The 26063-nt window shown below is 60.3% G+C and carries 27 protein-coding genes; 16 read left to right on the top strand and 11 right to left on the bottom strand.

Annotated elements, in window-relative coordinates; genetic code table 11:
* Positions 1 to 38 precede the first annotated feature (38 nt).
* Genes CLV84_RS13285 through CLV84_RS13270 form a run of 4 tightly spaced genes read left to right on the top strand, consistent with a single transcriptional unit; the run spans position 39 to position 3289 of the window.
* On the top strand, positions 39 to 914 hold the full coding sequence (locus CLV84_RS13285) for an alpha/beta hydrolase (protein WP_104420273.1): 876 nt from the start codon (positions 39 to 41) through the stop codon (positions 912 to 914).
* Between the two features lie 30 nt (positions 915 to 944).
* Positions 945 to 1886 (top strand): DUF2157 domain-containing protein, encoded by a 942-nt coding sequence (locus tag CLV84_RS13280; RefSeq protein ID WP_104420272.1) that lies wholly within the window; start codon positions 945 to 947, stop codon positions 1884 to 1886.
* On the top strand, positions 1879 to 2793 hold the full coding sequence (locus tag CLV84_RS13275; protein ID WP_104420271.1) for a DUF4401 domain-containing protein: 915 nt from the start codon (positions 1879 to 1881) through the stop codon (positions 2791 to 2793). The genes CLV84_RS13280 and CLV84_RS13275 overlap by 8 nt, the downstream gene beginning before the upstream one ends.
* Complete coding sequence (locus CLV84_RS13270) at positions 2786 to 3289, top strand: GDYXXLXY domain-containing protein (protein ID WP_104420270.1); 504 nt, start codon at positions 2786 to 2788, stop codon at positions 3287 to 3289. Before CLV84_RS13275 ends, CLV84_RS13270 begins: the two co-directional genes overlap by 8 nt.
* Here the strand turns inward: CLV84_RS13270 and CLV84_RS13265 are convergent.
* A complete protein-coding gene (locus CLV84_RS13265) occupies positions 3279 to 4067 on the bottom strand; it encodes a queuosine precursor transporter (protein ID WP_104420269.1) in 789 nt (262 codons plus the stop codon). The genes CLV84_RS13270 and CLV84_RS13265 overlap by 11 nt on opposite strands.
* A 75-nt stretch (positions 4068 to 4142) precedes the next feature.
* Here CLV84_RS13265 and CLV84_RS13260 point away from each other — a divergent pair, with 75 nt between their 5' ends.
* The 3 genes from CLV84_RS13260 to CLV84_RS13250 are packed head-to-tail and all read left to right on the top strand — an operon-like array spanning position 4143 to position 6459.
* On the top strand, positions 4143 to 5039 hold the full coding sequence (locus tag CLV84_RS13260) for a hypothetical protein (RefSeq protein ID WP_104420268.1): 897 nt from the start codon (positions 4143 to 4145) through the stop codon (positions 5037 to 5039).
* 18 nt (positions 5040 to 5057) lie between these two features.
* On the top strand, positions 5058 to 6002 hold the full coding sequence (locus CLV84_RS13255; protein WP_245911508.1) for an L-threonylcarbamoyladenylate synthase: 945 nt from the start codon (positions 5058 to 5060) through the stop codon (positions 6000 to 6002).
* A gap of 58 nt (positions 6003 to 6060) precedes the next feature.
* Positions 6061 to 6459 carry a hypothetical protein gene (locus CLV84_RS13250; RefSeq protein ID WP_146088804.1) on the top strand — a complete coding sequence of 133 codons (399 nt, stop codon included), beginning with the start codon at positions 6061 to 6063 and terminating at the stop codon, positions 6457 to 6459.
* Here the strand turns inward: CLV84_RS13250 and CLV84_RS13245 are convergent, their stop codons facing one another.
* On the bottom strand, positions 6460 to 6720 hold the full coding sequence (locus tag CLV84_RS13245) for an acyl carrier protein (protein ID WP_146088803.1): 261 nt from the start codon (positions 6718 to 6720) through the stop codon (positions 6460 to 6462).
* A 185-nt stretch (positions 6721 to 6905) separates the two neighbouring features.
* Here CLV84_RS13245 and CLV84_RS13240 point away from each other — a divergent pair, with 185 nt between their 5' ends.
* Positions 6906 to 7625 (top strand): LOG family protein, encoded by a 720-nt coding sequence (locus tag CLV84_RS13240; RefSeq protein WP_104420265.1) that lies wholly within the window; start codon positions 6906 to 6908, stop codon positions 7623 to 7625.
* Here the strand turns inward: CLV84_RS13240 and CLV84_RS13235 are convergent.
* Genes CLV84_RS13235 through thyA form a run of 3 tightly spaced genes read right to left on the bottom strand, consistent with a single transcriptional unit; the run spans position 7622 to position 10403 of the window.
* Positions 7622 to 9004, bottom strand: coding sequence for a DUF2254 domain-containing protein (locus tag CLV84_RS13235; RefSeq protein ID WP_104420264.1), 1383 nt, complete (start codon positions 9002 to 9004; stop codon positions 7622 to 7624). The two genes, CLV84_RS13240 and CLV84_RS13235, sit on opposite strands and share 4 nt — an antisense overlap.
* A gap of 11 nt (positions 9005 to 9015) precedes the next feature.
* The gene (locus CLV84_RS13230; protein ID WP_104420263.1) at positions 9016 to 9495 is read right to left on the bottom strand and encodes a YkgJ family cysteine cluster protein; all 480 of its coding nucleotides are present in this window, start codon (positions 9493 to 9495) and stop codon (positions 9016 to 9018) included.
* 2 nt (positions 9496 to 9497) lie between these two features.
* Positions 9498 to 10403, bottom strand: a complete 906-nt coding sequence (gene thyA / locus CLV84_RS13225) for a thymidylate synthase (protein WP_104421185.1) — start codon at positions 10401 to 10403, stop codon at positions 9498 to 9500.
* Positions 10404 to 10503: 100 nt separating this feature from the next.
* Here thyA and CLV84_RS13220 point away from each other — a divergent pair, with 100 nt between their 5' ends.
* Together CLV84_RS13220 and CLV84_RS13215 are read left to right on the top strand one after the other, a co-directional pair.
* A complete protein-coding gene (locus CLV84_RS13220) occupies positions 10504 to 11322 on the top strand; it encodes an SDR family NAD(P)-dependent oxidoreductase (RefSeq protein WP_104420262.1) in 819 nt (272 codons plus the stop codon).
* 62 nt (positions 11323 to 11384) lie between these two features.
* On the top strand, positions 11385 to 12023 hold the full coding sequence (locus tag CLV84_RS13215) for a DUF2911 domain-containing protein (protein WP_211295255.1): 639 nt from the start codon (positions 11385 to 11387) through the stop codon (positions 12021 to 12023).
* Positions 12024 to 12029: 6 nt separating this feature from the next.
* Here the strand turns inward: CLV84_RS13215 and CLV84_RS13210 are convergent, their stop codons facing one another.
* Positions 12030 to 12980 carry a hypothetical protein gene (locus CLV84_RS13210; protein WP_104420261.1) on the bottom strand — a complete coding sequence of 317 codons (951 nt, stop codon included), beginning with the start codon at positions 12978 to 12980 and terminating at the stop codon, positions 12030 to 12032.
* Between the two features lie 79 nt (positions 12981 to 13059).
* Here CLV84_RS13210 and CLV84_RS13205 point away from each other — a divergent pair, with 79 nt between their 5' ends.
* Positions 13060 to 13827, top strand: coding sequence for an SDR family NAD(P)-dependent oxidoreductase (locus CLV84_RS13205; RefSeq protein WP_104420260.1), 768 nt, complete (start codon positions 13060 to 13062; stop codon positions 13825 to 13827).
* 3 nt (positions 13828 to 13830) lie between these two features.
* Positions 13831 to 14256 (top strand): DUF1622 domain-containing protein, encoded by a 426-nt coding sequence (locus tag CLV84_RS13200; protein ID WP_104420259.1) that lies wholly within the window; start codon positions 13831 to 13833, stop codon positions 14254 to 14256.
* A 3-nt stretch (positions 14257 to 14259) separates the two neighbouring features.
* Here CLV84_RS13200 and CLV84_RS13195 read toward each other — a convergent pair whose 3' ends face one another.
* Positions 14260 to 15414, bottom strand: a complete 1155-nt coding sequence (locus tag CLV84_RS13195) for a hypothetical protein (RefSeq protein WP_104420258.1) — start codon at positions 15412 to 15414, stop codon at positions 14260 to 14262.
* 352 nt (positions 15415 to 15766) lie between these two features.
* On the opposite strand from CLV84_RS13195, the gene CLV84_RS13190 reads away from it, so the two are divergent.
* Both CLV84_RS13190 and CLV84_RS13185 read left to right on the top strand, forming a co-directional pair.
* Positions 15767 to 16096 (top strand): DUF3140 domain-containing protein, encoded by a 330-nt coding sequence (locus CLV84_RS13190; RefSeq protein ID WP_104420257.1) that lies wholly within the window; start codon positions 15767 to 15769, stop codon positions 16094 to 16096.
* Between the two features lie 35 nt (positions 16097 to 16131).
* Positions 16132 to 17523, top strand: coding sequence for an adenylate/guanylate cyclase domain-containing protein (locus CLV84_RS13185; RefSeq protein WP_104420256.1), 1392 nt, complete (start codon positions 16132 to 16134; stop codon positions 17521 to 17523).
* On the opposite strand, the gene CLV84_RS13180 is transcribed toward CLV84_RS13185, so the two are convergent.
* Together CLV84_RS13180 and CLV84_RS13175 are read right to left on the bottom strand one after the other, a co-directional pair.
* On the bottom strand, positions 17481 to 18683 hold the full coding sequence (locus tag CLV84_RS13180; protein ID WP_104420255.1) for an RsmB/NOP family class I SAM-dependent RNA methyltransferase: 1203 nt from the start codon (positions 18681 to 18683) through the stop codon (positions 17481 to 17483). The genes CLV84_RS13185 and CLV84_RS13180 overlap by 43 nt on opposite strands.
* Positions 18684 to 18819: 136 nt before the next feature.
* Positions 18820 to 21393, bottom strand: a complete 2574-nt coding sequence (locus CLV84_RS13175; protein WP_245911507.1) for a M14 family zinc carboxypeptidase — start codon at positions 21391 to 21393, stop codon at positions 18820 to 18822.
* A 272-nt stretch (positions 21394 to 21665) separates the two neighbouring features.
* On the opposite strand from CLV84_RS13175, the gene CLV84_RS13170 reads away from it, so the two are divergent.
* The gene (locus CLV84_RS13170; protein WP_104420254.1) at positions 21666 to 22802 is read left to right on the top strand and encodes a serine hydrolase domain-containing protein; all 1137 of its coding nucleotides are present in this window, start codon (positions 21666 to 21668) and stop codon (positions 22800 to 22802) included.
* Positions 22803 to 22804: 2 nt separating this feature from the next.
* Here the strand turns inward: CLV84_RS13170 and CLV84_RS13165 are convergent, their stop codons facing one another.
* The gene (locus CLV84_RS13165; RefSeq protein ID WP_170067697.1) at positions 22805 to 23581 is read right to left on the bottom strand and encodes a nucleotidyl transferase AbiEii/AbiGii toxin family protein; all 777 of its coding nucleotides are present in this window, start codon (positions 23579 to 23581) and stop codon (positions 22805 to 22807) included.
* Positions 23574 to 24182 (bottom strand): type IV toxin-antitoxin system AbiEi family antitoxin domain-containing protein, encoded by a 609-nt coding sequence (locus tag CLV84_RS13160; protein ID WP_104420252.1) that lies wholly within the window; start codon positions 24180 to 24182, stop codon positions 23574 to 23576. The genes CLV84_RS13165 and CLV84_RS13160 overlap by 8 nt, the downstream gene beginning before the upstream one ends.
* 24 nt (positions 24183 to 24206) lie before the next feature.
* Here CLV84_RS13160 and CLV84_RS13155 point away from each other — a divergent pair, with 24 nt between their 5' ends.
* The gene (locus CLV84_RS13155; protein WP_245911506.1) at positions 24207 to 25982 is read left to right on the top strand and encodes an AMP-binding protein; all 1776 of its coding nucleotides are present in this window, start codon (positions 24207 to 24209) and stop codon (positions 25980 to 25982) included.
* Positions 25983 to 26063 lie beyond the last annotated feature (81 nt).

Genomic DNA, 26063 nt, shown 5'->3' with positions numbered 1-26063 from the left:
TGCCCTTTCCTCCTTTCGCAGGTAGCTTATCTTTCGACATGCTGTGGTTATTTCTGCTCTTTCTCGGCCTTCTACTGATTTTTGCCTGCTTCAGTTGGCTGCCGAAGCGGATCGTGCAACCCCGCCGCCGGCTCATCAACTTAGACCCGGGCGACTTGGGCTATAAGTTCGAGGAAGGCCACATCGCCACCGCTAACGGACTGATGCTGTCTTCCTTTTACGTGCCGGCTACCGTACCGGCTCGTGGCAACCTAGTCATCCTGCACGGCAAGGACAGCGCGAAGGAACTCTACCTGGAATACCTCCCCCAGCTGGTCCCCTACGGCTACAACGTGCTGCTCTACGATGCCCGCGCCCACGGCCGGAGTGGCGGCCGGATGACCACCTTCGGCTACCACGAATGGCAGGACGTGGTCGAGGCCGTCCGCTACCTCAGGTACCTCTCTCCGGGCTTGCCCACCGGCGTCTTCGGCCACAGCATGGGGGGCGCCGTAGCGCTACAGGCCATGGCCCGCACCGGGGAGATCGACTTCGGCATCGTCGAAAGCGCCTTTGCCCACCTCGGCGACATCACCCACGCTTACGCTTGTCGGGAAACGGGTGTTTCCCTCCCCCGGCCGGTCACCGATGCCCTGCTCGACCGGGCCGAGCGGATCGCCGAATTCCGGCACCGCGAAGTCGAGCCGGAACGTGCCGCGGTCGCCGTCTGGCAGCCGGTGCTGGTCATCCACGGCGAAGAAGATCGCAGCATCGACGTCGACAACGGTCGCCGCCTCTACGCGGCCCTGGCCAGTACGGACAAGGAGTTGTATGTCATTCCCGGGGCCGGTCACGACGACATCACCGAAATCGGGGGGGAAACGTACTTCCGCAGGTTACGCCTCTTCCTGCGGTCGGTGTGCGAACGCGATTAAGCACCCCGTCAGAGGTCGTAAATTGCCGGTATGCAAAAGCCCGTTCGTGAGGATATTCACCTGATTGCCCGCAACAGTGACTGGCGGCAGGAGGACATTCACCGCACCCTCCAATCGGATGTGTACGCTTCGGGCCGGGACTGGCGGAAACTAACGGAATACCTCTTACTGGGCGCCGGCGCCTCTTTTTTACTCAGTGGCGTATTCTTTTTCTTCGCCTACAACTGGGCGGCACTCACCGCCGGGGTAAAAATCGGCATCGCCGTAGGCTGCTTCCTCGCGGCGGCGGTGCCGGCGGTGATTGCTCCCATGCCCCGTTTGGGCCGATCGGTGCTCCACACTGCGGCGGCCGTCCTCATCGGTGCCATCCTGGCGGTACTGGGCCAGGTGTACCAAACCGGCGCGAACGCCTTCGACCTGTTTTTGGTGTGGAGTCTGCTTTGTATCCCGTGGGTGGTTGCCCTCCCGTTCGCCCCGCTGTACCTGGTCGCCATCACGCTGATGAACGTGACCTTCATTACCTACACCCAGCAGATCGGGATAGAGCTGACCTTTCTAGTGACCGGCATGCTGCTCTTCGGGTTTAACCTGCTGTGTTGGTTGTTGCTTTGGTCGGGGTTCCGGTCTAAGCCGAGTTTTCGGTGGCTGTTGCAGCTGGTTGCCTTCTGGGCGGTCATTGTCGCTACCGTGAACGTGAGCGCGGGGGCCTACGACGATTACCCGCGTCAACTGTTGTTTACGGCGCTGTTCGCCGTGCTTGCCTACGCGGGATGGGTATTGCTGGCATTGCGGCAACGGTCAATCTATTACCTGGCCCTAGTGGGTGGGGGAAGCCTGGTGACCCTCACCTTCCTGCTGCTCCGCTGGGCGGATTTCCTCAACAGCTTTTTCCTTGCAGGGCTGTTGATCCTGCTCGGCGTGACCGCCCTCGTGCACTACCTCAATCGCCTAAACAGCAGCTGGAATGGATAAGGAGCTGATCACCGCATTGCAGGCACGGGCCAGGGTACCTTTTACGGTGCGGATGGAAGCGCTGGCCGCCGACGAGGCCGAATGGCAGACCACCGAAAACAGCGACCAGGCGCTGCGGGTGTTGTCGGGAATGGGGGGCGTTTTGTCCAGCCTGCTGTTCCTGCTGTTCCTCTGGCTGGCCGACCTGCTCGCCCGCCCGGTGGTCTCGGTGTTGCTGGGGGTGGTGCTGATCGTAGCCACCATCCTGCTCGGCCGCACCCGGCGGCAGGCATTTCTGGCCACGGCCACGGTATGCGGCTACCTAGTTGGCGTGGGATTGATCATGGTGGGGTTACCTCCTTCCATACCTACGGCTTACCTGGTGGTGCCGGTGCTGATCATCGCGCTGGCGACCGGCCTGTTCACCCGCAACTACTATCTCATTCTTTTGGCTACGGTATCCGTTCCGGGTTGCCTGATCTTTTTGCATTACGTCCTTCGGCAACCGCTTTGGACGTGGCTTGCCCTCGCCGTTTGCGCGGCGGGGCTCTTGTTACTGGCGTTGGGCGAGCACCGGATGATCCACGATCGGCGGTTTTCGCCACTGCGTTCCGGCCTGGCCATCGGCTTTTTGCTGACCCTGATCTGGTTCCGGTGGGCGGGGGTGCTCTTTCCGGCGATCGGAGGAATGGCCACGGTGCTGCCCCTCTTCGGTGGCTGCCTGTTGCTGCTCCTGGTGAGCTTCCGCAATCAACACCTCCTCGGCGTCGGCCTTGCCGTGGCGGGGCTGTTTTACTTCACGGTCCAGTATTATTACGACCTGCGGTGGGATCTGCTGAACAAATCCGTATTCCTGATGGGTACGGGAGCCGTCCTACTAGCCGCCTATGGGGTGCTGCACCGCATGAATATCCACCAGCATGACTAGCCTGAGACGCGGTACGTTGATCTTCGGCATCCTGGCCGTGCTGGGTTACACCGCCTGGTTCGTCTACGACAAAGAGCGGATCCTGGCCGAAGGGGAACTGGTGCTGTTCGAACTGGCGCCGGTCGACCCCCGCTCCCTGCTCCAGGGCGATTACATGCGCCTGGCTTACGAGATCGACGCCGGGCTGAGTCGGGAAACCTTACCCCCCGGCGGATACCTGGTGTATACGCTGGACGACACGGGCGTTGCCCGCTTCCGGCGGATCCAAAGCAAGCTGACACCGCTACGAGAGGCGGAAGGGCTGATTCAATTTCGGCGCCGGCGCGCAGGATCGATCCGCAACGGAACCATTCGGCTCGGTGCGGAGAGTTACTTCTTCGAGGAGGGCAGCGGGGATCGGTTCGCCCGGGCGCAGTACGGCGGCATGCGCATCGACGGCCGGGGCCGGGCGGTGCTCGTCGGGTTATGGGATGAGGATCGGCAACTTATCCGCTAATTTCCTGCTCCCCGCGCTCGATCCCGAGGTAGCGGTCGATGAGGGTATGGCCCCAGTAAATCACCGGGGTGAGCACGACGGCCATAAAGAACTTGAAGGCGTACTGTACGGTGGCTACCGCCAGCAGCCGCGACCAGGGCCACGGTTCCGCCACTCCCCCGAATAGCTGGGGCCCGAGCATAAAGGCGATGTAGAGCACGATAAAGCTATCGACCAGTTGGCTCACCAGGGTAGAGCCGGTAGCCCGTAACCATAAGCGGCCGTTCCCCGTCCGCTCCCGGATCCGGTGAAAAACGAATACGTCGGTCAGCTGGGCCACCAGAAAGGCCGTTAGCGAGCCTACGATGATGAAGAGCCCCTGACCGAAGGTTACCCGGAAGGCCGCCTGGTTATCGGGAATGCCCTGCTCCTGCGCTCCGGCGCGCCACCATTCCGCCGGCTCCAGCTGGATCGCCAGGAAGATCATCAGGAAGGCGTAACCGATGAGCACCACCGTAAAGTAGCTCAGCAAGCGGACGCCGCGTTCGCCGTAGTATTCATTGAGCAGATCGGTAATGACGAAAACCACCGGCCACAGCAGTACCCCCGCGCTGAACTGCAGGGCCCCGATCTCCCCGAAGAGATTGAAGTTCCAGGGCGAAAGCCCGAGGGTGGTTTCGAGGGCGAAAATCTTTACCCCGATGAGCTCGGCGACCAGGGCATTGGCCACGAAAAACCCCGCCAGATAGACGTAAAGCCGGCTGGAGCGGCGGTCGACAACATCGCGAACTAGTTCCAAAGGATTGAGGGATTAAGGACGACGGGCAAACGCCTGGAGGGTAACTTGCCGTCTGTTAAGGTAGATTCTTCCCGCATGCGCCACGCCCTTTTTTTCTCCCTGCTGATCTCGGTTTGTACGCTGCGGGGCCAAAATTATGAAGATCGAATCAACCGGGAGGTAGTGATCGGCGATACCACCCAAACCCACCAGGTCATCCTGCGCGACTACAGTCGTTTGCGGGGAACGGTAACCGAGGTACGCAGCGACAGCTTCTTCCTTAAGGTGGCTTCCGTGCCGGAATCCCTGGCCATACCTACCGACGCGCTGCGACACCTCGGCCTGTACCGGCCGGAGCGCTCGCCGGAGCTCGTATCGCCCCGCCCCGCGCGCGAAATTGCCGATCTGGACGACCTGACGCTGGTGCGGACCGCCCTACCCTTTGCCACCGATCGGCGCTTCCAAACGGTGATGCTCGCCTACAATGCCATCGAATGGCGGTTCGGAGAACACTTCGAGATCGGTACGGGCATTGCCGGTCCGCTGGGCGTCCTCTTCAACCAACGGTACCGAACGTCGCTAACACCCTATTTACACGTGGGCTTAAGCAACGAGCTGTTACTGTTTCCCCTCATCGGCAGCAGCGCGGATTTCCCGGTGGTGGGTGACCTCACTACCCTGCTGACGGTGGGCAATGCCACCCAGTTCTTCAATGCCGGCGTCGGACTTTTCTACGGTGGCGGGGGCAATGATGGCCCCACCTACAATTACCGGGTGGGCGCGGGAGTACGGGTAAGCCGGCGCGTCCACCTGTACGGGGAAATGCTGGGCTACTTCGACCCCTTCGACGGCTTTGGTCTCCTGCCGTCCCTGAACGTAGCCGTTGCCAAACGGCGGCACCGCTGGTCGTACGGGATCATGAGCGTCTTTCTCGATTCCGAATTTAACCCCGCCGTACCGATTCCGTACATCAGTTACACCGTCTACCATTAGCACACTAGCTTTGCGGCCGTGCAAGCGATAATCGGAACCGACCCCGCCGAGGCCGCACGACGCCTCGCCGCCGGCGAGCTCGTGGCCCTTCCCACCGAAACAGTATACGGCCTCGGCGGTAACGCGCTGGACCAGACCGCCGTAGCCAATATCTTCCAGGCCAAAAACCGGCCCCGTTTCGACCCCCTCATTCTGCATCAGTCGGATGCCGACCGGATCCTGCGCTACGCCCGCCACGTGCCCGCCGCCGCGCGGCTCCTGGCCGATGCCTGCTGGCCGGGGCCGCTCACCCTGGTGCTGGAAAGGGTAAAGACCATCCCCGACCTGGTCACCTCCGGCCTGGATACCGTTGCCTTGCGCGTGCCGGACCACCCGCTTACCCGCGAGGTACTCGGACGGCTCGACTTTCCGGTGGCGGCACCAAGCGCCAACCCCTTCGGCTACGTCAGTCCCGTGACGGCCACCCACGTCGCCGATCAACTCGGTGAACGGGTAGATTACATCCTGGATGGGGGGCCGTGCGCCGTCGGCCTCGAAAGCACCATCGTGACCTTCGCTCCGGACGGAACACCCGTAGTGTTACGCAAGGGCGGAACGCCGGTGGAGGCCCTGGAAGCCCTACTGCAACGGCCCGTGACCGTGCGGACCCACGGTAGTAGCCGCCCCGAAGCCCCCGGGATGCTACTGCGACACTATGCTCCGGGGCTAAGCCTTCTCCTGGTGGAATCGTCCCCCGGACCCGGCACGCCGGAGCGCGCGGTAGTCCGCTTCGGGGAAGCCGCGAAGAACGCCTACGAATACTCGCTTTCGGAATCCGGCAATCTCGAAGAGGCCGCCCATCGCCTTTTTCATACCCTACGGCAACTGGACGCGGCCGGCTTCGGGGAGGCTGTCGTACAAACGGTGCCGGAGCGCGGGCTGGGCCTGGCGATTAACGATCGACTGCGCCGCGCGGCGCGGTAGCGAATTGCCTTAACAATCCACCCGTTGCCGCGTTTTGGGAATTGCAACCGACCGTACTATGCGTATTTTTTCTGCTTTGCTCCTCCTCGTCCTTACTGCCTGTGGCTCGGATCCAGCGCTGACCGACGCACAAGTCTCCGCCCTGGAGGGGCGTTGGGAATTGGTGGAAGCTCGCCGCGACAACGTCAAGACCGGGGTGCTGGAAGGCCTGTACTTCGACTTCGGGGCCGACGCTGCCTTCGAAACCAATCTTTTGGCCGAGGACACCCAGTCCGGCTCCTACCAGCGGGAAGGAGAAGAGATTACCACCAGCGAAGTGGATCCGGCCCTCACCTACGAAATAGTAGCCCTGGAAGGAAACCGGCTACTGCTGCGGTCGCGCTACCAGGGCTTTCTTTTCGACTTCGATTTGGAACGGGCCGGGCCGGATCCGGCGGATCCGGCTACGGAGGAGTAACTAGCGCAAAAAGTAATGCTGGAGGTCGCCTACCGTCTCGATCTGGTTGGCTTCTTCCTCGGTGAGGTAGTATTCCAGCCCGCTTTCCAGGCTGGCAAGCAGGAGCTCGATATCCATCGTATCGAGGAAAAGATCTTCCCGCAAGCGGGTAAAGGAGTGGAGGCGGTTATTGGGTAACCGCAACTCGCTGCTCAGTTTATGCATCAGGTTGGTGGCGGTGCGGTGAGGTTGGGACACGGCCGGTAGGGCGGAGGCGTTCATAGCAATCATTTAGGGCCGTAGCGCGGCTTTCGGGTAGTTAAGCGAATATTCGCTGGAGAGAACGCAGGCGGGTAATGAAGCGTTGCCTCGACTCTAAAATTTCTTCCGAATCAAACCGTTAAGTGTCTTCACGCATTCCCTTCGGGCGAATGGGTTGTCCCTGAAGCCGATAATCGAATGTTATTATGAGTGATTTTGCCGGGCTGGAACGTCAAGCCCCCCGCCGATGGAATACCGAGCCCTTCGGCGAAAATAGCTGGACCATGTTCAAGGTCATCAGCGAATTCGTGGAAGGTTTCGAAGTAATGAACCGCATCGGTCCCTGTGTAAGCATCTTTGGTTCCGCCCGTACCAAGCCCGACCACAAATACTATAAGGTCGCGACCGAGATCGGCCGGCTGCTCGTACGCGAGGGCTACGGCATCATCACCGGCGGAGGCCCCGGTATCATGGAAGCCGGCAACAAAGGCGCCCACGACAGCAAGGGGGCCAGCATCGGCCTGAACATCGACCTGCCGTTCGAACAGAGCAGCAATGCGTACGTCGATCACGATAAGGACATCGATTTCCGCTACTTTTTCGTCCGCAAGGTCATGTTTGTCAAGTACGCTCAGGCTTTCGTTTGTTGCCCCGGCGGCTTCGGTACGATGGACGAACTCTTCGAGGTGCTGACCCTCATCCAGACGAAGAAGATCAGCCCCGTACCGGTGATTCTGGTGGGAACGGAGTACTGGTCGGGCCTGCGCGACTGGATCTTCAACACGATGTCCGAGCGGGAGAAGACCATCAGCCCGGAAGACATGGACCTGATCCCGATCGTCGATACGCCGGAGGAGGTGCTGGCGATCATCCAGGAATTTTACGACGAAAAGGGCGGGCGGCTGGAGCCGAATTACAAACTTTAATCCGCCTCCGTGGCCGGCTCGGGTTCCACTTCGTAGATATTCTTCTTTTGCAGCAGGCGGGATGCGTGCTTGATCGCCCGCCGGTGGCCGAAGATGTCGCGGGCGATCTGCGACCGGTCGTGCGGGTTTTCGATGTGCCGGCGCGCATCCCGCAACAGGGCAGCTATTTCCCGCTGGACAAACAAGCGGTAACTCAGGCTGGCGGCCGCCATCTCCAGTAAATGGTACAGCATTTGGAATAGCCGACGCACGACCAGCGGATCCTCCTTCGCGTAGCACCGCATTTCCGACATCAGGGTACGGAGCACCTCCTCATAGCTGTGCCGCGAAAACCAGATTTCGCCACCTTCCTCGCAACGGTAATAATTGTAAAGGGGTACGTGCATCATCTTTCCCAGTACCTCGGTCTGCCGATCGATGACCATCAAAGCGGTACCGGGGTCGTTGATCCCCGGGGAAAGCGCTTTCAGGGCGATCTCGGTCAGTTGCTTTAAGTTGGGTAAATACCAGTCATCAAACTGGTCACGAATGGGTTCCACCGCCGAAAGCACGTCTTCCACCTTCTCGTCATCCAGTACATGCTGCGATTGCAGGAGGGGTAAGCCTTTGGGTACGTACTGCCCCTTGCTAACGCCGATGTAAAAGCGGGTTGCATTCTCCTGGGCTAGCTTAGCCAGGGTGTCGTGATCGACGGAGCCGACGTAGCCGCTGATCGGCGAAGGGATGACGAACCATTCCGCCACGTCTTCCGGCACCCCCTGCTCCGAGTAGCCGCGATCCCCAAGCTTGCACTGGCTCTCCAGACTTTCCATGGCATCCCGGGCGGAGGCATCAATGATGCTATCTACCTGAATTTTTTTAGTGATCGCCGTTACGAAGTAGACGAATAGACACAGGCATACAACCCCGAAAAACACGCATACCAGGATGGAAAAATTCGGAATTGAATACCCCTCATTGCTACGGATAGACAACAAGACGGTGATCGTCAGTACAATCGTGGCCAGGTTGAGGCCCATGACGAACTGCAGGGAGCGATCGCCGGTCAGCTTGGGTAGCAGGCGGGGGCTATAGCTACTGGCTACCTGGTTGAGCAGGATCATGATCTGGGAAAAAGTGAACACCGTCAGGGTAATCAGCCCCCCCACGAACATTCCCAAAATGGTACGCGCAGTGTCCTGGCTCGTAATCGCGAGCGCGGGCAGCCATTCGCCGGTGAGGTCGCTGACGTTCGTGTTATTCTCCAGCCAAAAGAAGACGTAGCCGAAGACCACGGCAGTGAAGATCATGGGTACGGGCAGAAAGGCTACGCTGCGCACGGCTTCCTTCCCGTAATTCTCCAGGGTGCGGTATAATTTTTTTATGCCGGGATGCTTCACGCTCCGTTCGTTTATGTTTCCCGCAGCGCGCGGAGAATGTCTGCCACGGCCGGGCAGATCAGGGTGTTCCTCAGCGTCAACGGAAGGATGGACAACATGTTTTTCCGGTCGGTGTGCGGGTACTCCCGGCAGGCTCGTGGACGCGCTTCGTACACGGAGCAGTAGTTATCGGCACCCAGGAAGGGACAGGGAGCGGTATTCAGCACGTAATCCCCCTCTCCGTCCAAATGCAGGTGTTGTTCCACCAGTTCCGCCGGCCGGATACTGAGGTGGCGGGCCAGTCGGTCGATATCGATATCGCGGAAGATCGGGCTGGTCGTTTTACAGCAGTTGGCGCACTCCAGGCAGTCGATCTCCGCGAAGGCCCGGTGGTGTTCGTCGTGCACCCGTTCGTCGAGGTCCTTAGGGGGCCGGGCACGGGTCCGGGACACCCACTTCTTGTTGGCCTTATACGCGTGGCCGGCCCGTTCGAGTGCTTTGGTTACCTCCATGATTACACGGCGATCGGGGCCCGGATCGCGGGCCAGGGGTCGTAATCGAGCAGCTCGATGTCATCGAACTGAATAGCGAACATCGAAGGGGCTGCTTCGGCGATCCGTAGCCGGGGTAGGGCGCGCGGGGCGCGGGAGCGTTGCAGTTCGGCCTGCTCCAGGTGATTTTGGTAAAGATGGGCATCGCCCAGGGTATGCACGAAATCACCTACCTCCAACCCGCATTCCCGCGCTACGAGGTGCGTCAGCAAGGCGTAGCTGGCAATATTGAAGGGAACGCCCAGGAAGACATCGGCCGAACGCTGGTACATCTGGCAGCTTAGGCGGCCTTCGGCTACGTAGAACTGAAACAACGTATGGCAGGGGGGGAGGCCGGCCTTGACCATTTCGGGAATTTCGGCCGGGTTCCAGGCCGTAACGATGTGGCGGCGGCTATCGGGATTCTTACGGATATTCGCTACTACCTCCCGCAACTGGTCGACGCCGTTGAAGTTGCGCCACTGTCTGCCGTAGACCGGACCGAGCTCGCCCCACTCGTCGGCAAAGGCCTCGTCTTCCGCGATCCGGGCGGTGAAGGCCTTCATTTCCGCTTTCCATTCCGCACTGTGTTTAGGAATGTCGGCTGCCCTGCCGGTCGCTTCGAGATAATGCTGAAAGGGCCATTCGTTCCAGATGCGCACGCCATGACGCACGAGGTACCGGATATTGGTATCCCCGCGGATAAACCATAGTAGTTCGTGCACGATGCTCCTCCAGTGCACCTTTTTGGTGGTTACCAGGGGAAAGCCGTCCCGTAGGTCGTACCGGGTTTGGTAGCCGAATACCGAGCGGGTGCCCGTGCCCGTGCGATCGCCCTTTCCGACGCCTTCCCGCAAAATATGACCCAGGAGATCGAGGTATGCCTGCATGGCTTCGTGTTTATGCCACCCCGCCGCGGAATGAGCCGGAAAGGTAAAACTATCGTGGCGGATTCCTGCTTTAAGAGCTTGTTTGTACAATTGACGCAACATGAACCCCAATATATTTTCCGGCAAAACGGCCATTGTTACCGGAGCGGCAACCGGGATCGGGCTGGCCATCGCCGAGTACCTCATTTGCCGTGGCGCGACGGTCGTGGTGAACGATCTCGACGCCGAGCGCACCGAAAGCGAGGTAGCCAAGCTCAACCGGAACGGACCGGGAAAGGCGGTGGTGTGTGCCGGTGACGCCAGCCGGGTTGATTTCGTGCGGGAAATGGTGGCCTACGCCGCGAATATTCCGGACAGCCGGCTGGAACTGGTGGTGGCTAATGCGGGGCTCACCGAATTCGGCAGCTTTTTCGACTTTTCGGAAGCGAGCTTCGATAAGGTGGTCGGCCTAAATCTCAAGGGCACGTTCTTCCTTACCCAGGCCGCGGCCCGCTACTTCCGCGAACAGGGCTCCGGAGGGCGAATCGTCCTCATCGGATCGACGGTGGGCAACCGGGCGTACCCTAATCTGGTGGCCTATGGGATGTCAAAGGCGGGCATTGCTATGCTGGCGGAACAGCTGACGCTGGAGCTGGCTCCCCTGGGCGTGACCGTCAATACCGTCTCTCCCGGCGCCACCCTCACCGAGCGGACCGCGGAGGAGGAGCCCGACTACGCGGGGGTATGGTCTAAACTCAACCCCGACGGTCGGGTAGGCCTTCCGAAGGACGTTGCCGCAGCGGTCGGCTTTTTCCTCGGGCCAGGCGCCGCACACATCACCGGGCAACAGATACTGGTGGACGGAGGGTGGTCGAACTACTCCGCTTCGCCCTTCTTCGTGGACACCATTCTGGAGGCGGATAAAAAAGAAGAGGTCTAGCTTCACAATTTACGGCCTTACACGTTCACCCATTTGAAACATCTCACTAATTCAAGCCAACTATGCGATTTAAGACCATTCCTAGCCTTCTGCTCTGCGGCCTCCTTTTCGCAGTGGGTTGCAACACCGCCTCTAACGGATCGAGCGAGGAAACTGCCACCACCCCTTCTACGACTCCGGGCGGAGCCACCAGTGAAGCGGACATGCAGGGCAACGGCCAGTACACCACTACCACCATCGACACGACCATCAAAAGCCCCCGCAAGGAGCTGACCGGTACCATTGATGGCGTACAGGTCACCATCAACTACGGTAGTCCCTCCGTCAACGAGCGGACCATCTTCGGTGATCTGGTGCCCTACGGACAAGTATGGCGCACGGGTGCCAACGAAGCCACGCGCATTACTTTCTCCGAAGACGTATTGTTCGGTGAAGAGCAAAGCCCGGTTCCCGCCGGCACCTATTCCCTCTTTACCCTGCCGAACAGCAAGGAAGACTGGACCATCATCCTGAATAAAACGGCCGACCAGTGGGGCGCCTACGACTACTCGGAGGGCGACGACCTGGTACGGGTGAAGGGGATGTCGGAACCAGCCGCCACGCCGGCCGAACGCATGGACTTTGCCCTCGATGGTGGCGAGATCGAACTGATGTGGTCCGACCTGGTCGTCAGTTTCCCGGTTAACCCCGCTGCCCGCTAGCTTTTCCTATCTGCCACCGGAGCCACCGTCCCCTTTGTTGCCCCGGCCGAAAATATCGCGCCCCTCGCTTGGTTTAGGTACCTCGCGGGGGGCTTCTTCGTATTTATGGGTGAATACCTGCTCTTTTTCCAGCCACTGTCCCCGGTCGTCCATTTCCAACAGGTGGTAGCTGCCGTCCGGAACCTGTACCGGGCCCTCGCCGTTGCTGCCCGGCATCATGATCAGGTTTTCGTAGAGAATCCCCCCCAGTTCGCTATCCTCCCGTAGCGCCACGGTAGCCTCGGCCGCATACTCCAGAATGATGCGCGCCCGGTCGGCGAGCAACAGCCCCGAATCCGTGTAGGTCGTGAAGACCGGCAAACCAAAACGGGGGGCCCCATCCGCATCGAAGCGCACTACGTCCAGGATCTTGCGTCGCCGGAAGGCCCCGTAGCTATCGTACCCGAGAACGAAGTAATAAGGTTTGCCCTCGTAGGTACCGCCGGGCACCACGTCGTAAACGGCGTATCCTAACCAGTTGTCGGCACCGACCACCGCGTTTTCCGGATTTTCGAGCCAGGAGTCGCCGCGATCCACCAAGGGGGTTAACGCCAGCGTGTCGGCCCGGCGCTGGATCGCTCCGAAGTGGCGGTACTGGTCGCGATCGATGTTCAGCTCCCAGGTGAAGACGCGAAAGGTGCTATCCGGCGCGTACTGAATGCTCAGGCCGGGCAGGGCAGCGAAGGAGTAGGTGAAGGAATGGGGGCGATCGAGGGTCTGGACCAATTCCTTGATCAGGTCGCGGGTGGCCTGGAAGCGTGCCTGCTGGGAACTATCGGCATAGACGACCTGTAGGAGATCGGCCATCCGCGACTCTCCCTCGACCATGGCCGCGCGGTCGGATTCGGTAAGGGATTGCGCCGAAACGGCAGGGGCCAACCAGGCCGTCAGCAGGGCGAAGAAAAACGGTTTGAGCATGTCCATAGGTAGTCGGTAAATCAGCTATAAGACGTTGCAGCCCCCCGGAAAGTATGACCCGGCCACCTACATTTGCAATATGATAACAGTCGACTTTTCGAATCGCACCGCATTGATCACCGGGAGTAGCCGCGGCGTGGGCCGGGCCACCGCCCGGATACTGGCCGAAGCGGGAGCCCGCGTTTGCGTTCACTACTACCGCGGCCTGGCGGAAGCGGAGGAAGTAGTGGCTTCGCTACCGGGTAGTGGCCATGCCGTGCTGCAGGCGGATATGTCGGACCCGCACGCTGCCCGCGAACTGGTGGACCGGGCGGTAGCGCAATTCGGACAACTCAGCATCCTGGTGAATAACGCCGGCGTTTTCCTCCCCCACCCCGTGGACGGGAGCCTGGCATTCGAGGATTGGCTGAACGTCTTTCAACGAACGCTGAACACCAACCTGGTCGGCCCGGCGGCGGCATCCTTTCAGGCTATCCAGCATATGCGCGGCCAGGGCGGGGGTACGATCGTTAACGTCGGCAGCCGGGGTGCCTACCGCGGTGAGGCCGGGCAGGTGGGCTACGGCGCCGCGAAGGCGGGACTGCACAGCCTAAGCCAGTCCCTGGCCCGGGAGGTAGGCACCGACAATATCACGGTGCACGCGGTCGCGCCGGGCTTCATCGAAACGGCCATGGCCCGACCCCACCTGCAGGGAGAAGCCGGTGAGGCGGTGAAGGCCCAAAGCCCGCTCAACCGGGTAGCGACGGTGGAAGAAGTAGCCCGGGCTATCCTTTACCTGGCCAGTCCGGAGGCCGTATTCACCACCGGCTCCGTACTCGATCTCAACGGAGCAAGTTACCTTCACTAAATAATGGAGGAGGCTGGCCTGTACGACATTTCGGAAACGTTCATCTACCATTTCGCCGAATGGATCAAGTTGGGCGTGGAACTGTGCGGCGTACTGGTCATCGCCTGGGGTGTGCTGGCTTCCCTCTGGTTGTACGCCTCCCGCATCTTTACCCGGGCGGAACAGGACTTCGTCGCGCTGCGGCTCACCCTGGCCCGTTACCTCATCGTAGCGCTGGAATTTCAGCTCGCGGCCGATATCATCAGCACGGCCATCGCTCCCGACTGGGATCAGATCGGCAAACTGGCTTCCATTGCCACCATCCGCACCGTCCTGAATTACTTTCTTCAACGGGAAATCGACCAGGAAGTAGAAGCTGTTCGCAGTGGAGACCGGGAGACCTTTGAATCTCGCATGGACGAAGCGAAGGATACGCCGACGGATACGTAACGATCAGCCTACCGCCTCGATGTAGCTGCTGTCGAGCGGCTCCTGGACCGTAACCTCCCAGCTTCCCCTAGTATCCCGCACCGCCCGGAACCGCGTAGTGGCGCGGGAGCTGAAGTAAACCCATTCCTCCACGGGTGTTTCACCGGAAGCCGACTGCCGCAGTCCCCGTGCGTGGGATAGCTGGTAATACCGTTCCTCGCCGTTCCGGAGCGAAGCCGGCGGTTCGAAGGCCTGAAATCCCAGCATTTTCCGCTCGTCCGCGTCGAGGGGGCGCTCCGCGAAGTAGATCCACTGGTTTCCGTCCGGGTGGGTGTAAAACTGCCGTGATGCCCCTTTCTCCTGTGGTGTCGCGGTCAATACCCTGGACGGTCGCTGCTCCCCTGCCCCGGTCCACTCGAAGCGTTCAACATCCGCCAGGCGGTAGGGTACGTCCTTCACCCGAAACAGGGCACCGACCGGGGCGTGGCAAAGCGCAAAACCGTAGGCCAAGTGGTCCGAATGATGTTCCTCCGTGAAAACCGGCGCGGGAGTCGGTAGCTGCGTGGAATCGGCGGTACCGTACGCTTCCTTTCCCACTTGCTCCATCTGCTGCCGTACGTCGGCGGGAATGATTTTCTTCAGTAGGCCGAGATCCGGCAATTCAAAGCGTTCCTCGACGGGAGCATCCCTGATTTGGAGGTAATCTTCAATGGTTCGTTCGATTTCCTCCCCCACTGCCCTATCGGAGATTCCCCCAATCAACTTAAACGCTTCCTGGGCCCGGGTACGGAGTTGAAGGGCGTACAACTGCGTGACCTTGTTTCCCGATTTCATCGTGCCCGCGCTTTGGAGATAAAGCTGTTCGACTTCCCGGCTGCTGATGTTTTCGTTAGTCCGGAAGGTGGGTAGCGGGCCGTGCTGAACGACCAGCTGGTGACTGTCCACCGTGATTTCGGTCCGGTTAAGCAAAAGGCATAAGCCGTAGTACACTACGCCCAGGCCGATGAGTAAATGCACGCTGATCGCCAGTCCGGCTCCCCCGAGGAGCGACAACAGCAGTATTCCGTTCCAGACCGCGGCGAAGAGCAGCAGGAAGTAAGCTGCGGTGCCGCGCCAGCGGTATCGGATGTAAAGCTGGTTGGACCGCCGATCGATCTCCAGATTTTCTCGTTTCAACATGGGAATGAAAATAGGGCGAATGATGGAAGATTCCCATTCTATTCCCCTGAGGTCCGGTCGTGTTACTATCGTTAATGAGGAAGCGGTCTTCGGAGACTACGGCCACGGCAGCGGGCAAGGTGTTTGGCAGTCCGACCGGGGTAAACGTCAGGGGATGGCTGAGACTCCCGCGCCCCGGCGCCCTACCCCTCCCCCCGATTTTTCAGACCATTGTTTTCTCCGAAGGTGACAAAGGCGGGCCCGGTTCCGTCCGGCAAGCAAACGATAGCTCCTTTAGCCCTACCTCCTTCCCTTACGATTTATGAACCCGGTGCCCGGCGACCGACATATACCAGGAAAACAGCGCGAACCGATGGCCGACAAAACAAAGGAGGACATTTATCAAGAATTCCGGGGTGCCGTCAACATGGCGCCTAAGGAGCTGGAAGAATGGCTCGACACGGAGGAAAGCAAGTCGGTCGGCGACAGCGATTCCGGAGAAAGTACCGGTCACCAAAGCGGCCGGAAGATCGTCCGGATCAAGCGTAAGAAAAAGGACGACCTTAGCGGGGCCGATTACGATCATATGGAAAAGGTAATCGGCTACGTCCACCGCCACCTCGCTCAGCGGCCGGACGGAGACGTTGCGGACACTAAGTGGACCTATAGCCTCAAGAACTGGGGCCACGATCCTACGAATTAGCCTTTAGCCTTCGCCCTATCCCCGCTCTCCCTACTATGCACCGAACCGGCCTATTGCTTCTTTTACTCTACGCGCTTATTCCGGGACTGGCACGAGCCCAATCCACCTACGAAGGTCAGATCACCGTCATCCGCGACATGATTGAGCGCCGGCAGTATACCCAGGCCAGGATACAGAGCGAAGCCCTCATCGAAGCCGGTCGTCAACAACGACTCGACGAGGTGGAAGGGTACGGGCACTACTTGCTCGGACGCGTGCTGTTGCAAAACCCCGACGCGAGCTCGAAATCGCGCGTGGAAGGCATCCAGGAATTGCGTCTCGCTTCCCGCCGCTTTGGTGCCGCCGGCCAGGTCGCGCTGGTGGACAGCATCTCGGTGACGCTCGAGCGGCTTGTCGCGGCCAACCCCGGGGACTACTCGGTTCCCGCCCTTCCCGCCGGCAGCGTGCCCCTGGTCACCCCTACCCCGGAAGCCCTCGACGAAACGGCCCTCAACGCCATCGTGGCGTTGCAAAGCGCGGAGATCGAAGCGCTCAACGACAGCCAGCTTCGGCAACTGCTGCGGATCCAGCAACAAGATATAGCCCTCGATTCCTTCAAATTCCAGGTGCTGAACGACAGCTTCCGGCTCATGCGACAGCAAATGCAACTGGAGGAACAGCGGTCTCTGACCCGGGAGGAGGTGCAGCGCCGCAATTTCTTCATTGTGCTGGCGCTCGGTATCCTGGTGGCCCTGGCGTTGCTTTACCTGCGGTACCGTTCCTCCCAGCGCTACCAGGTGCGGATCCGGGACGCCCAGCAACGGTCTGACGAACTGCTCCTAAACATCCTACCCCAGTCCGTGGCCCGGGAACTAAAGGATACCGGAAAGGCTACCGCCCGCCGGTACGAGCAGGCCACCGTCATGTTTTCCGACTTTGAGGGCTTCAGCCGGATCGCCAGCTCGCTCGATCCGGAGCAACTGGTGGCCGACCTAGATCGCACCTTCCGGGCCTTCGACGAGATCGTAGAGCGGCACGGGCTGGAGAAAATCAAGACGATCGGTGACGCCTACATGTGCGTCGGTGGCGTACCGGAGGCCGACCCGGACAACGCCGCCCGCGCCGTTCGGGCCGCCATCGAGATTCAGGACTATTTAAGTACCCAGGATAAATTCCGGGCCAGGATCGGCATCCACAGCGGACCGGTAGTGGCCGGCGTAGTGGGCCGCGACAAGTTCGCCTACGACATCTGGGGGGATACGGTCAATCAGGCAGCACGGCTGGAAGCGGCCGGCAAGCCGGGCGAAGTGACCCTCAGCCGCATCACCTGTGAGCTATTGGGCGATGACTTCGACTGCGAGCTCATCGGCACCTTTACGGCTAAGAATATCGGTGAAATGGATCGTTACCGAGTCCGGAGCAGCCGGCTGACAAAAAATCCGTCGTAGCCGTCCCGCTGGGGCAAAAAGCTTTTGCTTTCTTCCAACACCCAGTCTTTGCCTTCTTCCGAATTCAGAAAATGGTCGACCCGCTCACTGTTCTCTCGGGGAAGTATGCTACAGGTAGCGTAGACCAGCTTACCTTCCGGGCGGACCATCCGGGAATAGCTGGACAGGATTCCATCCTGCTCCGCCACCACCCGGTCGATGGTCTCCGGCGAGAGTTTCCACTTGGCATCGGGGTTACGGCGCAGAACCCCGAGCCCGGTACAGGGTACGTCGAGCAGCACGCGGTCTGCTTTGCCGGTCAGCCGCTTGATGATTTTGGTGGTCGTGATGGGCCGGGTTTCCAGGTTGGTTACCCCGTTGCGGCGGGCGCGGCGCTTGAGCTCGTCCAGCTTCCAGCCGTGGATGTCCATACTCAGCAAGCGCCCCTTATTTTCCATCAGGGCGGCCAGGTGCAGGCTCTTTCCGCCGGCTCCCGCGCAGGCATCGATCACCAGCTGGCCGGGTTCGACCTGGAGGGCGGGGGCCGCCTGCTGGCTGCTGTAGTCCTGGACTTCAAAAAGGCCGTTTCGGAACGCGTGGGTACGGAACAAATTCTTCCGCTCGGTGACGATCAGGGCATCTTCGGCGAGGGGTTTCACCTTGATGCCGTCCTTGGCCAGCTCCCGGGTCACCCTATCCGGATCGGCCTGCAAGCGATTCACCCGCAGCACCACCGGTGCCTGGTCGTTGAGCGCGGCGATGGTGGCCGGCCACGCTTCGCCGAGCTGCTCGGTCCCGACCGCATCCATCCAGTCGGGGATGCTCTCCCGGAGGACGCGCTGCTCGCGGGCCTCCGCCAATTGTGCCCCGAGCGTTTCCGCGTCCAGACCGGCAAATTCCCGCCATTCCGGTAAGGTATACCCGGAAGCCAGCAGGTGAATGCCGATCAACCGCCACCAGTCGCTCTTGGACTGGGGCTCGCCACCGGCCAGGTGGGTGTACAGCCGGTAGTAGCGGACGATGCCGTAGGTATGCTCGGCAATGAAGGCCCGGTCCTGGCTGCCCCGCCGCTTGTCGGCCTTGAGGACCCGGGCGATCTCCTTGTCGGCGTAGGCCCCCTCCCGGAAGATGTTCTGGAGGGCTTCGGCGATGGCTTGGATTTGGGCGGCGTAGAATTTCAATTGGTGAAGGTTTGAATTAATGAATTACTGAATGGCAACACGTGACTGCGTCATCGGATGCACGCATTCAGTAATTCACTAATTCAACGAGTACCCAACTGGGCGGACGAGCTTCGCTCGGCAGACCAGTTGGGCCCTACTCCACCGTGGAACCGTTAATCGTAGTCCCGAACATGATGGCATTCATGAACAGCCGGTTCGTACCGTACCAGAAGCCCCGAAAGTTGGGGTTACTGGCAAAGGAAATCGTCCGTCCGCCGCGGCTGCCGCTGACGATGACGGCGGCGCTGCCGGCGGCCTTCTGGGCGAAGCCACGGGGGCTGTAGCCGCTGATGAGGGGCTCATCGGCGTAGCGGACGGGGGTGGCGTAGATGTTCTCGGCGGGCTCGTAGAGGAGGGTGCCGCTGCGGAAGACGGGGATCTCCTCCCGCTTCATGCCGAAGAGCAGCGGGTGCGTCAGGTCGGCTACGGTGCGGTAGATGGATCCGCCCAGCACCTGCCCGCCGCGGTCCCGCTCGGCCTTTTCGTAGGGGCGCTGGGTAATGGCGCTGTCGGGGTCGCTGGTTTTGCGTTCGGTAAGGTTGGCCAGGCCGTTCTTCGCCGCCCAAGTGCCGGCCCGCTCTACGGTGATGAAGACCTTGTCGCGGCCCATCCATTCCTTGAGCGCGGTGGCTACGGATTCGTCGAGGCGGTTGTAGTAGCCATCGGGCATGATGATGGTATTGTAGCGGCTCAGGTCCGAGCTACCCACTTCGTCGATCGGCAGCTTCGTGATGGGGATACCAAATCGCTGATCCAGCAGGTGCCAGGTCTCTCCGGCGTCGAGGCTGCTGGTGCTTCCCTCGATAAGCAGGGCAATTTCCGGCTTACGCAGCGTCTGGTAGGCGGAGCGGGAGCCGAGCATGAGTCCGCCGGCATCCACCGTTCCGCTGTTGGTCGTCAGGATGTCGATGCCGGTTTCGTCTTCTACCTCGGTGACGATACGGTGAAGTTCTTCGGCGCTCATTTCCTGGCCGTATACCGGCACCATGGCGGTACCCCGGCCGAATTCGGTCGCGCCGTCGTTGATGGAAAAGGACTGGTCGCTGACCTTCACCCGTACGCCGGCATCCTGCAGTTCGTAGATGGCACGAACCGAATAGTAATCGTTCGATGGGATGAAGTAGGCGTATTCCGCGCGGGAGCGATCGAACGGAGCGGTGGCTTCGCCCATCTGGTAGGACGTCCAGCGCATATCGGTCGGGGTACCGCCACTCACCTGGCGATAGGGCAGGTTGAAGGCCATCGGCAGGGAGAAGGTAGACACGTCGTAGAACAGGCTGTCCTCAAATTCGAGAATCGGTTCGAAGGCCGCTTCGCTGAAGGGGGTTTTCGGCACGTAGTAGGCTTCGCCTTCCTCACTGGTACCGTGCTGGACGGGCAATCCGTGCCGCGCCAGGATATCGGCCAGTTCGCGGGACCTCCCGGGATCGCCGTCGGCGTCGATGACGTAGCCGTCCGAAGTCACTCCCTCCAGGTTGAATTCCCGTTGGTAGCTGAGTAAGTCGTCGTGGAGGTTTTCCAGGGCCTCGTAGGTGCTCAGGGCCGTGGTGACCTGATTGCGGATGGTGAAGGGGAAAGTCAGGATGCCGTTTTCGGATTCCTGCAGGTGGCCGCGGGAACTGGCCTGCTCGAAGAGGATGCCCACCGTACCGAAGATATCCGGATAGGTACTGCCTTTGCCGTAATAGAAATCGTCGTAGCCCTCCCCGCTGTAGTAGAGGGATCCTATCCGGTCCAGTGCGGCGGAGTGGTATTCGCCGATCCGGGCCGTCAGCTCCTGGTTTACGGGGGCCGTCATCGGGTGCACGCGGGTCGATTCGCCGGGCATGAAGAAAAAGGTAGCGTCGGTACCCATCTCGTGGTGGTCGGTAAGGATATTGGGTTTCCAGCGGTGGAACTGAGCGATGCGGGCCTGGCTCTCGGGGTGTTGTACGGGCAGCCAGTCGCGGTTGAGGTCGAACCAGTAGTGGTTGCTCCGGCCACGGGGGTAGGCCTCGCTGTACTCCCGGTCCTGGCCGTCGGCCGTCATGTTCTTATTCTTGTGGGTGTTGGCCCAGCTGGCGAAGCGGTTGAAGCCATCGGGATTGTAGCAGGGGTCAAAAACGATAATATTGTTGGTCAGCAGTTCCCCCACCTCGCTCATGGGAGCCGCGGCCAGGTAGTAGGCCGCCATCACCGCGGCGTTTCCCCCGCTGGCTTCGTTCCCGTGGATGCTGTAGCCCTGGTAGAGTACGCCGGGTACGTCGGCCAGATCCCCGTCGCTCATGCCGCCGTTGGGGCTGCTCCAATTGACGTGCATTTCCCGGAGTTCTTCCAGGCGGCCGTGATTCTCTGGCGTCGTATAGATCAGGTTCAGCAGGGGGCGCTGCTCGTAGGTGTGACCAATCACTTCCAGGGTGATGCGGTCGCTGCTCGCGGCCAGGGCGCGCATGTAGGCCTGCTGCAGGTCGTGGCTGATGTGCCAGTCGCCGATCTGCCAGCCCAGGAATTCTTCCGGGGTCGGAATATTGGGGTCGTATTCCAGATCGGGCAGGTAGTAGGTCAGGGGTCTCCCTTCGTCACTGTTAGCGGTGGGGCCGTCGGTCAGCGGCTCGGGTAACATTTGCGCCGGAGCGCGGGTGCAGAGCAATACGGCAAGGAGGAGTAGGGAGGAGTAAGTTTTGTTCAATGGTCGGGGGGTTGTAGTTCGTTAGTCTGTTAGTCTTTTAGTCGGGTAGTTCGTTAGTCTGTTAGTCTTTTAGTCGGGTAGTTCGTTAGTCGGGTAGTCTGTTAGTCTGTTAGTCTTTTAGTCGGGTAGTTCGTTAGTCGGGTAGTTCTTAGTCTGTTCGTCGCCTTCACCGGTTAGTTCGCTCGGCGGCCTTGTTGGTGATCCTGCGCTCCGTCGCCCAATTTATAAGATTCTTAACCTAAGTTGTGAGGCGGGGGACCTATTCTTGTTGAATGAGGTATAGCTGGACGGGGTGGTGCACCGCATGGATGGTCCTGTTGCTGTCCGGTCAGCAGCTGTGGGGGCAAGTCGTTACCGACACCACCGTGGTAGCGGAGGTCGTGGAGCGGGCAGCGGCGAAGGTCCTGCGATCACGGGATATTCGCTCCGTATCCATCGGGGTGGTGGTGGACGGTAAAACGGTCACCCGCCATTTCGGGGAGCTCACGCCCGGCGGTGGTAATCCGCCCGATGACGGCACCGTCTTCGAGATCGCATCCGTTACCAAGACCCTGGTCGGCTACCTGGTGGCGGCGACCGTTGCGGCGGGCAAACTGGATATCGACGAGGATATCCGATCCTATCTGCCGGCTCCCTATCCGAATCTCGCGTACGACGGCGAACCGATCCGGATTCGGCATTTACTTACGCATACGTCCGGCCTGCCCGGCTTTCTCCCGCTGGCGTGGAATGGCGTTTTCGAGACCTTCGCCCCCGATGTGCCCGCCCGCTTTCACGCCCTGGAGCAACAGTACGGAAAGGATGATTTCTGGGAGGATCTCGCCACGGTACGTCTCTCCGAACCGCCGGGAAGTACCTATGCCTACAGCAGTGCGGGGACGGAGTTACTGGCCTACATTCTGGAGCAAGTGAACGAAGCGGCACTGGACCAACAACTTGAAACGATCCTTACCGGCCCGGAGAAACTAGCGCACACTCAACTGAAGCTACGGGGCACCGGCGATGCGGTACAAGGATACTGGATGGAGAATGACGCGCCATCGCCGCGTAGCTTTAATTCCCTGTGGGGGGGCGGGGTCGGCGTCACCGCTACCCTACCCGACCTGCTCCGCTACGCCGCGCTGCAGCTCCGGAAGGAAGATCCGGTGGTAAGCCGATCCCACGAAATCCTTTATACGGATGGCAAATCCCGGCACATCGCCTACTGCTGGAACGTGTGGCGGGATAAGTACGGGACGTCCTACAACCACCACGGGGGTACTTCCGGTACGCAAAACTGGTTGTACGTCTTCCCGGACCACGAGCTGGCGGTATCGGTCATTTCCAACCACAGCGGCCCCAAAACGGCGGGCAAACTGAATCAGACCGTCCACCGCATCGTCCGCGAGTTGGTGGATACCCGTCGGTAAGCTTATAGCTCGACCGAACGCCAGTAGGTCGGGAATGCCCGAATGGCCTCCACGTCTTCCAGGTGAAAAAGAAAAGGGCGGACGTCCTCCGCGAGCAGGTCGAAATCGAAGGCTTCGATGGTCCGTTGCAGGAAATTGCGGAGTTGGGTGGCGCTGCTTACCCGGAAGCGCTCGTCCAGGTAGCCGTAGTCGGGGGTGGTCCGGGCCAGGCACCAGGCGAGGTCGTAGAAATCCCTGCCCTTTGGACGCTTGCGACCCACTATGGCGGCTACCTTCTGGGAGGCGAGCAGCGAGAGCGGCACCGCGGGTACTTCCGTTCCGATACCGGCCAGATTGATGGGAATGAGCTCGCGGTGGTAGTGATATTGTTGCTTCTCGGTGTCCATTTTGATGAACAGCTTGGCTTCGCGGTGACCGCTAAGCTCGTAGCCGTAAAGCAAGCCAGGAAATTTGATGCTGCAGTGGTAAGCGCCCTTGAAGGCGAGCCTTAGTTCGACCCGGAAGCCGCGCAGTTCCAGCTGGCGCTGGATGATGCGGGCGGTCTCCTCGAATTCGCTGACGGTGATATCCTGATTGTCGAAGTCGAGGTCTTCGCTGAAGCGGTCGGTACCGTAGCAGATCCGCAGACAGGTGCCCCCGAGAAAGGTGTAGCGGTGGGCGAATTTGCTGGTGAAGAGGATGGCGAGGATCTCGTACTGGAGGTACTCGCGGAGGAGGAACTCCCGTTCGTCGTGAAGGTATTCCGGGTAGGCTTTGACTATTTGCGAAAGATCAATCATCGGCGAGTACATCTAAAAGGACGGCAATCCGCTGGCGGACGACTTCGGAGTCCATGATATGGCTAAAGTGCGTAAGCCGGTCCCAATCCAGTTCCATTATGCTCCCGTGGTCGAACCGCATCTCCTCGACCCAGGCGTGGTCCGAGAACTGAGGCTCCAGGTAGGCAAGGTCAAGCAACGCCTTTTCCGGATAGGCAACGCTGTAGTGTTGTCCGCGCCACGGAACGTTTTCGAAGCCGAAGAATAGCTCCGGTTTCAGGGTCCGGTAACTGTACCGCTTCTTTCCGTCTACGGTGCGGGTGGTTTTTTTGGTCGCCACCGACGTTACTTCGTAGGGGAATTCAGGAATGAGTCCGTAGTAATGTAGTGCGCTGTGCAAACTGACGTAGGAAGGCTCGTACAACTGATTCGCTATCATAAACTGATCGGCCTTTCCCTTTACCTCAAACGCATTATTCAGGTACAATCCGTTACGCAGCTTACGCACCAGCGCTTTCTCCTGCCAATACGTAAAGGTATTCGGATCGAAATTACCGTAGCGCTTGCGGAGGCCGGCCGGGGTGATGAAGATGTCGTCATCCTTAGGCGGAGGAACGGCCATTATGTTTCTTTTTTTCAAAAACGTATGAAAAAAGGAAATGGTTCTCCGTATTGGTTGGGGCTGGCTTCGCACCTGCGCCCCGGCGCCCCGTTGCTACCTTGCAGCCGCGAGCATACCAACCAACTTATGTACGACCAGACGACCCTAGAATCATTTTACGAGAAAGAAGCCGCCCAAGCCGACAAAGCCTTCCTGCACCAACCCTTCGGCGACCGCTGGGAAACCTACACCTGGGGAGAAGTCGGACAAATGGCGCGGCGGCTGGCGGCCTACCTGCGGGCGGTTAATCTGGAGCCGGGAAGTCACATCGGCCTGGTCAGCAAGAACTGCCGGGAGTGGATCATCGCCGACCTGGCGATCATGATGGCGGGCCACGTCAGCGTCCCCTTTTTCGCTACCCTCACCGGGGAGCAGATCGCGGAGGTGATCGAACTGGGGGATATCGACCTGCTTTTCCTGGGAAAGATCGACGTTTGGGACAGCATGCAATCCGGTATCCCGGACGAGCTACCGGTCATTCGTTTTCCCCACTACCCGGGCAACTCACGCATCGAACGCGGCAAGGACTGGGATGAAATTCTACGGGAGACCGAGCCGATGCAGGGCAATCCGGTACCGCCCCGCGACGGCCTCTGGACGCTCATTTTCACCTCCGGCACCACCGGAACGCCAAAGGGGGTGATGCTGAGTATCGAAAACCAGATCGCGCTGATGCGGGAACTGTACGACCGCAATCCGCTGGAAAACGACTACTCCGGCGACAACCGCTACTTCAGCTTCCTGCCCCTCAACCACGTGGCCGAGCGGGGCACCGTCGAGACCATGTGCCTGACCCACGGGGGGGAGATCTTCTTTACGGAGAGCATCGAGCGCTTCGCGGATAACCTGCAGCACGCCCGGCCGACCTTCTTCTTCGCCGTGCCGCGGATTTGGACCAAACTGCAGCAGGGGGTGCTGAAGAAATTGCCCCAGGAAAAAATGGATACGCTACTGAAGATCCCGGTGGTTTCCTGGTTCATCAAGCGCAAGGTGCGTAAGGGGCTGGGGCTGGACCAGTCGCGCTGCAACGTCTCCGGGGCCGCGCCGATCCCCCAGGCCACGAAAGACTGGTTCGCCCGCGTCGGCATCCCGATCTCCGAAGCTTACGGCATGACGGAAAACGGGGCCGTGAGCCACATGATCTTTGCCGACCAGGACCGCCCCGGATCGGTGGGCCAACCTCTGCCCGGCACCGAATGCCGCATCGACCCCGAGACGAAGGAAGTGCTGACCCGCTCCCCCAACACCATGATCGGCTACTACAAAGCGCCGGAAAAAACCGCCGAGACCATCGATGCGGAGGGCTGGTTGCACACGGGCGATCAGGGCCGCGTCGACGCCGACAACTTCCTCTACCTCACGGGTCGGGTGAAGGACACCTTCAAGACGGCCAAGGCCGAGTTTATCGTGCCCAACGAGATCGAGGATAAATTCAGTGGCAACGCCGATATCGACCAGCTCTGCGTCCTGGGCCTCGGCATGCCGCAGCCTCTCCTGGTCGTTTCCCTGTCGGAAACAGGCGCGGAGCGGGACCGGGCCGCGGTGAAGGCCCGTCTGGAACAACAACTCGCGAAAGTAAACGAAAGCCTGCCCGGCTACAAAAAGGTGGCCACCGTGGTAATTGCCGAAGAGCCGTTCAGCGTCGAGAATGACCGCCTCACCCCCACCCTGAAGGTGAAGCGGCCGCAGGTGCACGACTTCTATCGCGACCGGATGGAGGGGTGGATTATGGGTACGGAGCGGGTAGTGTTTGAGGGGTAGTGGTCGCGCGAGTACTCGTCGGACGGCTACTCGTCGCGCGATTAGTCGTCGGACGACGACTCGCGCGACCACTTTTGTTAC

The organism is Neolewinella xylanilytica, from assembly GCF_002934605.1.
Classification (GTDB): Bacteria; Bacteroidota; Bacteroidia; order Chitinophagales; family Saprospiraceae; genus Neolewinella; species Neolewinella xylanilytica.
This window is presented reverse-complemented; position numbering and strand designations above follow the sequence as displayed.